Raw genomic sequence first — 9,721 nt, 5'->3', positions numbered from 1 at the left:
ATATTTCCCCATCAACTTCCAGGGCCTCTATTCCCCGGCTTTTTGCCGGGGCCTCATTGAAGCCCTTCGGGTGCTGGGAGAGGTGGAGCCACTCCGTCGGCCTATTCCCCGGCTTTTTGCCGGGGCCTCATTGAAGCTAGCCATGGCGGGAACCGCATTTGCATCTGCCACAGGCTATTCCCCGGCATTTCTCCGGGGCCTATTTGATGCGTCAGCAGGATTGGGTGCACAACGTCGGCCACCCGCTCTGGTTATGACGCTCCGCGTCGTAACCTCTCTTCGGACGCTCCGCGTCGTAACCTCTCTTCGGACGCTCTGCGTCCACTTCCGTATTCCGGTGTGGTGTGCTGCTCGGTGCGACGCAGAGCGTCGAGGTGGCGCGTTACCACGCGGAGCATGGTAACGAGAGAACGTTCAGCTCCGGTGCTTCGCAACCGTAGGGTACGCATCGCCCAACCCGTGTCGTGATGGGGCGCAGACTCGCGCATTTCGGCGTGGCGTTCTGCCTGACACGACGCAGGGCATCACGGTGGCGCGAGGGCGCGGGGTCGGCCTTTGCGGCGTTGTCCGGGCACTGAGCCGGGAGTTCTGTCACCTTCCATCCTTTCCTGCGGAATCCTCCTCCGCGGGTACTCGGGCCTCCTCCGCCTCCAGCCACATGGCGTTGATCACCCCCAGGCTGAGGGCCAGCAGCACGCCGAGAATCCAGGTGAAGTACCACATTGTCGTCTCTCCAATAGTCGGTTGGGCGGGGGCGGAGCGTGTCCGCCCCCAGGGGCTCAATAGGCGCTGTGATCGTGCTCGCGGACGAAGGCGACGGTCACCTTTCCCCACATCGCCCGATAGGTCCAGGTGGTGTAGGCGAGGATGATCGGCACGAAGATCATCGCCGCCCAGAACATCACCGTCAGGGTCAGTTTGCTCGACGGGGCGTCCCACACCGTGAGGCTGCTCACCGGCTGGGTGGAGGAGGGCATCACGAAGGGGAACATCGAGAAGCCGGCGGTGAGGATCACCCCGCTCATCGCCACGGCGGTGGCGACGAAGCCGAAGCCGGGGCGGTTGGCGCGGGCCAGCACGATGGCGCCGAGCGCGCCGGCGAAGCCGAGCACGGGGGCGGCGATCATCCACGGGTAGGTGGAGTAATTGGTCAGCCAGGCGCCGGCGGCGACCACCACCTCTTTCGCCAGCGGGTTGGGCAGCGCGTCGGTGGGCGGCATGGAGACGATCTGGTAGCCGTCGATGCCGAGTGCCAGCCACACCCCGGCGGCGGCGAAGGCGACGATCAGCACGGATGCTGCGATCTGCACCGCCTTGCGGGCGCGTTCGGCGACCGCCTCGTCGGTGCGCAGTTGCAGCCACATGGCGCCGTGCATCACCAGCATGGAGAGGCTGACCACTCCGGCGAGCAGGCCGAAGGGGTTGAGCAGGCCCCAGAAGCTGCCGGTGTAGCTGGGGCGGAGCATCTCGTCGTGCTGGAAGGGGACGCCGAGGAGCAGGTTGCCGAAGGCGACGCCGAAGACCAGCGCGGGCACCGCGCCGCCGACGAAGAGCCCCCAGTCCCAGGTGTTGCGCCAGCGCGGATCGGCGATCTTGCTGCGGTAGTCGAAGCCCACCGGGCGGAAGAAGAGCGCGAAGAGCACCAGCAGCATGGCTACGTAGAAGCCGGAGAAGGCCGCCGCGTAGACCGCCGGCCAGGCGGCGAAGATCGCCCCGCCGGCGGTGATGAACCACACCTGGTTGCCGTCCCAGTGGGGGCCGAGGGTGTTGATGATCACGCGGCGCTCTTCGTCGTTCTTGCCGAGGAAGGGGAGCAGGGCGCCGGCGCCCATGTCGAAGCCGTCGGTGATGACGAAGCCGATCAGCAGCACGCCGACCAGCACCCACCACACCAGTTTCAGAGTCTCGTAGTCCAGGATCATTTTGGTGCCTCGTTTGAGTTTCGGGGATTGACGCAGAGATCGCGGAGACGCAGAGAACGCAAAGTAAGAATTCGAATTTCTTCTCTTCTCTGCGTTCTCTGCGTCTTTGCGTTCTCCGCGTTTCTCATCCCAAGCTTGTTGGATCAGCCGTTCGCCGCAGTCTCTTCGAAGTGGTACCGCCCAAGGTGCAGCGAGCTGGGGCCGAGGCGGGCGAAGCGGAACATCAGGAACAGCTCCACCACCAGCAGCACGGTGTAGAAGAAGATGAAGCCGGCCAGGGAGCCGGCGACGTCGCCCGCCGCCAGGGTGGAGGTGCTCAGGTGGGTCGGCAGGATCTCGCCGATCGACCAGGGCTGGCGGCCGTACTCGGCGACGAACCAGCCGGTCTCGGCGGCGATCCACGGCAGCGGGATGCCCCACAGCGCCATGCGCAGCAGCCAGCGCTTGTTCCACGCCGTGCGCTTGGCGGTGAACCAGAAGGCGGCGACGAAGATGAAGAGCATCAGGAAGCCGGCGAAGACCATCACCCGGAAGGTCCAGAAGAGCGGCGCCACCTTGGGTACGGTGTCGCGCGCCGCCTGGCGGATCTGCTCATCCGTGGCGGTGGCCGGGTCCTCGACGTACTTCTTCAGCAGCAGGCCGTAGCCGAGGTCCTTCTTCACCGCCTCGAACTCCTCGCGGGTGGCGATGCGGGTATCGCCCGAGCGCAGCTTCTGCAGCGCGCCGTAGGCGATGATGCCGCGGCGCACCCGCTGTTCGTGCTGCCACACCAGCTCGCGGATGCCGGTCACCTCCTCGTCGGTGGAGCGGGTGGCGATCAGCCCCAGGGCGTAGGGGATCTTCACCGCGTAGTCGGTGGTCATGGTCTCCTCGTTGGGGATGCCGAACAGGGTGAACGGCGCGGGCGCCTCGTGGGTATGCCACTCCGCCTCGATCGCCGCCAGCTTGGTCTTCTGCACGTCGCCCAGTTCGTAGCCCGACTCGTCGCCGAGGATGATCACCGACAGCACGGAGGCGACCCCGAAGGCGGCGGCGATGGCGAAGGAGCGCTTGGCGAAGGCCAGGTCGCGCCCCTTCAGCAGGTAGTAGGCGGAGATGCCGAGGACGAACATCGAGCCGGTGACGTAGCCGGCGGCGACGGTGTGGACGAACTTCACCTGGGCCACCGGGTTGAGCAGCAGGTCGGTGAAGCCGGTCATCTCCATGCGCATGGTCTCGAAGCTGAACTCGGTACCCACCGGGTTCTGCATCCAGCCGTTGGCCACCAGGATCCACAGCGCCGAGAGGTTGGAACCGAGCGCGGTGAGGAAGGTGACCATCAGGTGCTTGCGCTTCGACAGCCGGTCCCAGCCGAAGAAGAACAGCCCGATGAAGGTGGACTCCAGGAAGAAGGCCATCAGCCCTTCGATCGCCAGCGGCGCACCGAAGATGTCGCCGACGTAGTGGGAGTAGTAGGCCCAGTTGGTGCCGAACTGGAACTCCATGGTGATGCCGGTGGTGACGCCCAAGGCGAAGTTGATGCCGAACAGCTTGCCCCAGAACTGGGTCATGTCCTTGTAGATCTCCTTGCCGGTCATCACGTAGACCGACTCCATGATCACCAGGATGAAGGAGAGCCCCAGGGTCAGCGGGACGAACAGGAAGTGGTACATGGCGGTGATGGCGAACTGTAATCGCGACAGGTCGACCAGCTCTTCGGCGATCATAGGCGAGTCCTCGGTAGGGTTGGCGGGGGCGGGCTAGCGGTTCTCGACGGGCCGCTGGTGGGCGGCCGGTTGGAACAGGTAGTCGCCGATCTTCGCGTCGGAGAGGTGCGCGTCGAGCGGCCGGCTGAAGAAAAGGTTCCAGATCACCGCCAGGGCGACCGCCTTGATCAACAGCACGGCGGCGATCTCGCGGCGGAAACGGTTCCAGCGCAACGGGGTCATGGTTCGGCGTCTCCTCTCGTGGCCCCCCGCAGACATGCGGGGCGGCTGACGGAGAGGGAGAGAGCAAGGGCTGGGCCAAGGGATGGTAAAAGTTGACGAAAGTGTTTTTGTCTGGTTTTAGCTCATTGATTTAAATCAGGAAGAATTTTCGGTGGTGGAGGGACGTGGGATGGATTCGAGAGGCCCCGAAGCGGCGATACGGGTCTGTCATCTGTGTGAAATGGCAGCTATCCTCGCCATATGACTGCCAGCATTGACAGGTGAGCGGCCCATGACCCCCCTCGACGACATCGACGGCTCCTCCACCCGCGAGGTGGCCCAGGCGGTGGAGGCGTTCGCCCAGCCGGCGATCCTCCTCGACCACGAATACCGCATCCTCGCCGCCAACCGCGCCTACTGCACCACCTTCGGCGGCGCGCCGGAGGGGAAGCGCTGCTACGAGGTCTCCCACCACTACCGCGTGCCGTGCGACCAGGCCGGTGAGACCTGCCCGCTACGGGACGCGCTGGCCAGTGGCGAGGCGCGGCGGGTGCTGCATCTGCACCACACCGCCCGCGGCGAGGAGCACGTCGACGTCGAGCTGCACCCGATCCGCGACCGCGACGGCAAGGTGCGCTACTTTATCGAACAGATGCGTTTCGTGCGGGTGGCCGGCGCCACCCCCAGCGAGGACCGCATGGTGGGTCGCTCGCCGCAGTTCAATCGGATGCTGGGGCTGATCCACCGGGTGGCCCACAGCGAGACCGCGGTGCTGCTGCTGGGCGAGTCGGGCACCGGCAAGGAGCTGGCGGCCCAGGCGGTCCACGAGGCGAGCCCGCGGCGCGACCGGCCGTTCGTGCCGGTGGACTGCTCCGGGCTCACCGAGACGCTGTTCGAGAGCGAGCTGTTCGGCCACGAGAAGGGGGCCTTCACCGGCGCGGCGCGGCGCAAGATCGGCCTGGTGGAGGCGGCGGCCGGGGGGACGCTGTTCCTCGATGAGCTGGGGGACATCCCGCTGGCCCAGCAGGTGAAGCTGCTGCGCCTGCTGGAGACCGGCACCTTCCGCCGGGTCGGCGGGGTGGAGCCGCTGCAGGCCGACTTCCGGCTGGTCTGCGCCACCCATAGGAATCTGAAGCAGATGGTCGCCGAGGAGCGTTTCCGTCGCGACCTCTACTACCGCATCAACGCCTTCCCGATCCTGCTTCCTTCATTGAGTGAGCGGCGCGAGGATCTGCCGCTGCTGATCGAGAGCCAGCTCAAGCGGCTCGGCAGCGGCCGCACCCTGCACTTCACCGATGAGACGATGGCGATTCTCGAACGCTACCCCTTCCCCGGCAACATCCGCGAGCTGCGCAACGTGGTGGAACGGGCGCTGCTGGTGGCCGACGGCGAACGGGTGCTGCCCGAGCATCTGCCGGAGGAGTTGCGCGAGGCGGCGGCGGAGAGCGATCCTCAGGCGGCCTTCGAACTGATGCCCCTGGCGGCGATGGAGCGCCGTTACCTGACCTGGGCCGCCCGCCGCTTCCCCGGCGATCGCAAGGCGCTGGCCGACGCCCTCGGCCTGAGCGAGCGGACCCTCTACCGCAAGCTGCAAGGCATCGCTCAATAGCGTCGCAGATACCCCAGCACCTCCTCCGGCGGCATCGGCCGGGCGAAGTGGTAGCCCTGGAAGTGGTGGCAGCCGAAGCCGCGCAGGACCGCCAACTGCTCGGCGTTCTCCACCCCCTCGGCGATCACCGACAGCCCGAGGCTGTGGGCCATGGCAACGATCGCCTTGGAGAGGCTGCGGCTGGCGTTGTCGTCGTGGAGTTTGGCGACGAACCGCTTGTCGATCTTGAGGGTGGAGAAGGGCAGGCTCTGCAGGTAGGAGAGCGACGAGTAGCCGGTGCCGAAGTCGTCCACCGCCAGCCGCGCGCCGAGGGCGTCGAGGGCGGCGAGCTTCTTCGCCACCGGGGAGCCGTCGCGGATCATCACCCCTTCGGTGACCTCGAAGATCAGCTGCTCCAGTTCGATGCCGTATTCGGCGGCGCGGTCCACCACCTGTTTGACGATCTCGCTGCGCTCGAGCTGGCGCACCGAGAGGTTGATCGCCAGCGACAGTGGCGGGATGCCTTGGCTGCGCCAGCCGGCGAAGTCGCGCAGCGCGAGGTCGATCACCTGTTGGCCGATCGGTTCGATCAGGCCGGTCTCTTCGGCCAGCGGGATGAACTGGTCGGGGGGGACCATGCCCCGCTCGCGATGGGGCCAGCGCAGCAGCGCCTCGACGCCGACGGCGAGGCCGTCGCCGTCGACCACCGGCTGGTAGTGGAGGATCAGCTCGCGCTGTTCCACCGCCACCCGCAGGTCGTGCTCCAGGCTGAGGCGGTCGCGGATCTTCAGGTTGGTGGCCTGGGCGTAGAACTGGTAGTTGTTGCGGCCGCTCTCCTTGGCCTGGTACATCGCCATGTCGGCCTTGCGCACCAGGCTGGAGCTCTCCTTGCTGTCGGAGGGGTAGAAGGCGATGCCGATGCTGGCGGTGACGCGCAGCTTCTCGTCGATGCCGGGGAGTTCGATCGGGCGGGCGATCTCCTGGAGCATCTTGTTGGCCACCGGCACCACCGCGCGCTTCTTCGCCAGGCCGGTGAGGATGGCGGTGAATTCGTCGCCGCCGAGGCGCGCCAGGGTGTCGCTGCGCCGCACCGTCTCGCCGAGGCGGCGGGCGATCTCGCGCAGCAGGCGGTCGCCGACGGCGTGGCCGAGGGTGTCGTTGACGTATTTGAAGCCGTCCAGGTCGAGGAACAGCAGCGCCACCTTGTCGCCGCCGCGGGCGGCGCGGGCACAGGCCTGGACCAGGCGGTCCTGGAACAGCAGGCGGTTGGGCAGGCCGGTCAGGGCATCGTAGTGGGCGAGGTGGAAGAGGTGCTCCTGGCGCCGCTGGGCCAGCTCGTTGAGCACGTCGCGGTAGGTGCCGACCCCCTGGTAGCGGCCGTGGTCGGTGACGATGAAGCCGTCGGCCATGCCGGGATGGCCGCTCTCGATGATCATCCGCGCGAGGTCGTCGATGCTCACCTCGTGCTCGACGAAGAGGGTGTTCTCCTCGACGAATTCGGCGATCGTCCGTTTGTGGTTGAGATCGCGGGAGTAGGGCTTGCTGAACTCCTCGATCAGGCTGGCGCGCAGCACCAGGCCCACCGGCTTGTCACCGTCGGCCACCGGCAGCAGGTGGAGGCTGGGGTTCTCCTGAAACCGTTTGAGTACCCCCAGGCAGGGGTGGTGGGGGGAGACCGGGACGATCGGAGTGGCAAGGGTATCGACGCGGGCGTGGAGGCTGGCGACGATCTCACCCGCCTCCAGCGAGTGGGGGAGCCCCATGGCTTGGGGCGGGGTATCGGGTTGCTGGTTCATGGCCGCTCCTGTTCTGCGGGGGGCGCGGGGCGCAGTTGTTCGGTCAGACGGGGGAGGCGCCCGAGGGTTCGTTCGATGCGTTCGATGTCGAAGCCGGCGAGGGCGTCGCTGAGCTGGTTGGCATAGCGTTGGAGAGGCGGTGCCGGATAGCGTTCGGCGAGGCGTTGGAACTTTCTGGAGAGCTCGCGCAGTTGCGCCAGATTGCCACCGCCGCGGCCGGGCAGCTCCTGGCGCAGGGCGTCGAGTTCGGCGAGCAGTTCGGGGAGGCGGGCGGCGGTCGCGGCCGGCAGGGTGTCGTCGGCGGGCTCCTCCTCCTCGGCGTCGCCGGATTCCATGTGGTGCGGCAGGAAGTGGCGCAGCAAATGGTGGACCTCTTCGCGGATCAACGGCTTGTGCAACTGGCCGTCGAAACCGGTGTGGCCAATGCGGGCGCGCTCCGTCTCGTTCACCGAGGCGGTGACGGCGACCACCGGGATGCCGGCGAGCTGCGGGTCGGCGCGCAGCCGGTGGACCGCTTCGTAGCCGTCCATGCCCGGCATCTTGAGGTCCATCAGGATCAGGGCGGGACGGTGGCGGGCGGCCGCCTCCAGGGCCTCGCGGCCGTCCTCGGCGGTGACCACCGTGGCACCGCTCTCCTCCAGCAGCACCCGGATCAGCTCGCGGTTGGAGGGGACGTCGTCCACCGCCAGTACGGTGCAGGGCTCCAGGTGCAGCCGTTCGCGGCGGGGGGGCTCCTCTTCGAGGTCGGCTTCGGCGGAGAGGGCGTCGAAGGTGGTGATGCCGTGGAGCGCGACGACGAAGGCGCTGCCTTTGCCGGGGACGCTGCTCAGGCTGATCGTCCCCTCCATCATCTCCACCAGCTTGCGCGAGATCGCCAGACCCAGGCCGGTGCCGCCGTAGCGGCGGGTGGAGTGGCCGTCGGACTGCTCGAACGCCTCGAAGACCTTCTCCTGGTTGACCGCGGCGATGCCGATGCCGCTGTCGCAGACCGCGATCAGCAGGTCGACCTGTCCCTCGCCGGCGGGTTTCGCCTCGGCGGTGAGCTGGATGGTGCCGAAGTCGGTGAATTTCACCGCGTTGCCCACCAGGTTGAGCAGTACCTGGCGCAGCCTTACCTCGTCGAGCAGCACCCGCTCGGGGGTCTCCGGGTCGACGTCGAGGATCAGGCTGAGCTGCTTCTCCTCGATCCGCCGGCGGAAGATCCGCTCGATCTCGGCGAACAGCCCGCGCAGGCTCACCGGGACGTACTCCAGGCGCAGCGCGCCGGCCTCGATCTTGGAGAGGTCGAGGATGTCGTTGATCAGGGTGAGCAGGCTGTTGCCGCCGCTCTTCACCGATTGCAGGTAGTCGCGCTGGACGGCGTCCAGTTCGCTCCGTTCGAGCAGCTCGGTGAAGCCGATCACGGCGTTGATCGGGGTGCGGATCTCGTGGGACATGTTGGCGAGGAATTCGCTCTTGGCGCGGTTGGCCTCCCGGGCGCGCTGTTCGGAGGCGGAGAGTTCCAACTGGGTGCGGCGCAGTTCGCGCAGGCCGTCGGCCACCGAGGTGGCGATGGCGCCCAGCTCGCCGCCGCTGCGTTGCAGCGGGCCGACCCGCTCGATCAGGTCGTCGAGGTCGATCTCATGGTGGCTGAAGCGGGCCAACTGCTCGTGCAGGCTGCGCAGCGGGCGGAGGATCCGCCCCATGGAGAGCACCACCAGCGGGACCACCAGACCGATCGCCACCACGCTGAAGGCGAGCAGGCGGTTGCCGAGTCGCCGCAGGGCGCCGATGCGGGCGCCCAGGTCCTGTTCGTGGGTGACCCACAGCGGGGTGTCGCTGAGGGTCGGCAGGTGCAGCGGGAAATGGTGGACCAGCCGGTCGTCGGGGTCGGTGGGGGCGGGGAAGTGGCCGATCCGCCGGCCGTCGGCGGTGATCCCGAGGCGGCCGGCGGCGTGGGTCTCGATCTCCTTGAGCATGCCGAGGGTGAGGCCGTGGGAGACGATCACCACGCCGCTGAACAGGGTGTCGTAGCGGTAGATCGGCTCGATCGCCACCAGGCTGGGGATCGAGTCCAGCTCCAGGGCGCCGGTGAAGCCGCCCCGTTCGATGGCGACGCGGAACGGGCGGTGGCCGGCGATGGAGTCGCCGAAGGCGAACTCGTCGTGGCCGCGGGCGATCACCAGTCCGTCGGCGTCGGCGATGGTGATGCGTCCGGCGAGGCCGGCGCGGATGAAGCGGTGGGACCACTGGTAGAGCCAGTCGCTGCGGTGCTCACCGACCGCCTCGGCCAGCTCCTCGCTGTCGGCGAGCAGCTTGGCCACCTGGGAGAGGGTCTCCAGCTGTTTGCCGAACTCCTGCTGGATGCGCCCTTCCAGCTGGGCGCTCTCCGCCTCCAGGGCGGCGCGCGCCTCGTCGATGCCGCGGGAGGTGTGGAGCAGGGCGAAGCCGTTGAGGGCGAGCATCGGCAGCAGCGCCCAGGCGAGCACCCGATAGTGCAGCGGGAGGGTGTGGCGCCGCTCCACCGCT

The 9,721-nt window shown here is 67.6% G+C and carries 7 protein-coding genes; 1 reads left to right on the top strand and 6 read right to left on the bottom strand.

Annotation, left to right across the window (positions count from 1 at the left end; all coding sequences use genetic code 11):
- Nucleotides 1-591: 591 nt before the first annotated feature.
- From cydX to cydP, 4 genes are all read right to left on the bottom strand, one after another.
- Nucleotides 592-723: a cytochrome bd-I oxidase subunit CydX gene (gene cydX / locus ACYQ2W_RS17085; protein ID WP_459869685.1), complete on the bottom strand. Its 132-nt coding sequence runs from the start codon at nucleotides 721-723 to the stop codon at nucleotides 592-594.
- A gap of 56 nt (nucleotides 724-779) precedes the next feature.
- Nucleotides 780-1,922 carry a cytochrome d ubiquinol oxidase subunit II gene (gene cydB / locus ACYQ2W_RS17080; RefSeq protein ID WP_459869681.1) on the bottom strand — a complete coding sequence of 381 codons (1,143 nt, stop codon included), beginning with the start codon at nucleotides 1,920-1,922 and terminating at the stop codon, nucleotides 780-782.
- A 143-nt stretch (nucleotides 1,923-2,065) separates the two neighbouring features.
- Nucleotides 2,066-3,628, bottom strand: a complete 1,563-nt coding sequence (locus ACYQ2W_RS17075; protein ID WP_459869679.1) for a cytochrome ubiquinol oxidase subunit I — start codon at nucleotides 3,626-3,628, stop codon at nucleotides 2,066-2,068.
- 33 nt (nucleotides 3,629-3,661) lie between these two features.
- Nucleotides 3,662-3,850, bottom strand: coding sequence for a cytochrome oxidase putative small subunit CydP (gene cydP, locus ACYQ2W_RS17070; protein WP_459869676.1), 189 nt, complete (start codon nucleotides 3,848-3,850; stop codon nucleotides 3,662-3,664).
- Between the two features lie 271 nt (nucleotides 3,851-4,121).
- On the opposite strand from cydP, the gene ACYQ2W_RS17065 reads away from it, so the two are divergent.
- Nucleotides 4,122-5,438 carry a sigma-54 interaction domain-containing protein gene (locus tag ACYQ2W_RS17065; protein WP_459869674.1) on the top strand — a complete coding sequence of 439 codons (1,317 nt, stop codon included), beginning with the start codon at nucleotides 4,122-4,124 and terminating at the stop codon, nucleotides 5,436-5,438.
- On the opposite strand, the gene ACYQ2W_RS17060 is transcribed toward ACYQ2W_RS17065, so the two are convergent.
- On the bottom strand, nucleotides 5,432-7,213 hold the full coding sequence (locus ACYQ2W_RS17060; RefSeq protein WP_459869673.1) for a putative bifunctional diguanylate cyclase/phosphodiesterase: 1,782 nt from the start codon (nucleotides 7,211-7,213) through the stop codon (nucleotides 5,432-5,434). The genes ACYQ2W_RS17065 and ACYQ2W_RS17060 overlap by 7 nt on opposite strands.
- Nucleotides 7,210-9,717, bottom strand: coding sequence for an ATP-binding protein (locus tag ACYQ2W_RS17055; protein WP_459869671.1), 2,508 nt, complete (start codon nucleotides 9,715-9,717; stop codon nucleotides 7,210-7,212). The genes ACYQ2W_RS17060 and ACYQ2W_RS17055 overlap by 4 nt, the downstream gene beginning before the upstream one ends.
- Nucleotides 9,718-9,721 lie beyond the last annotated feature (4 nt).

The organism is Endothiovibrio diazotrophicus, assembly GCF_054657215.1.
This window is presented reverse-complemented; position numbering and strand designations above follow the sequence as displayed.

Bases quoted from the DNA above. Each gene is read 5' to 3' on its own strand.
- cydX (WP_459869685.1), bottom strand. From the start codon at position 723: ATGTGGTACTTCACCTGGATTCTCGGCGTGCTGCTGGCCCTCAGCCTG.
- cydB (WP_459869681.1), bottom strand. From the start codon at position 1,922: ATGATCCTGGACTACGAGACTCTGAAACTGGTGTGGTGGGTGCTGGTC.
- ACYQ2W_RS17075 (WP_459869679.1), bottom strand. From the start codon at position 3,628: ATGATCGCCGAAGAGCTGGTCGACCTGTCGCGATTACAGTTCGCCATC.
- cydP (WP_459869676.1), bottom strand. From the start codon at position 3,850: ATGACCCCGTTGCGCTGGAACCGTTTCCGCCGCGAGATCGCCGCCGTG.
- ACYQ2W_RS17065 (WP_459869674.1), top strand. From the start codon at position 4,122: ATGACCCCCCTCGACGACATCGACGGCTCCTCCACCCGCGAGGTGGCC.
- ACYQ2W_RS17060 (WP_459869673.1), bottom strand. From the start codon at position 7,213: ATGAACCAGCAACCCGATACCCCGCCCCAAGCCATGGGGCTCCCCCAC.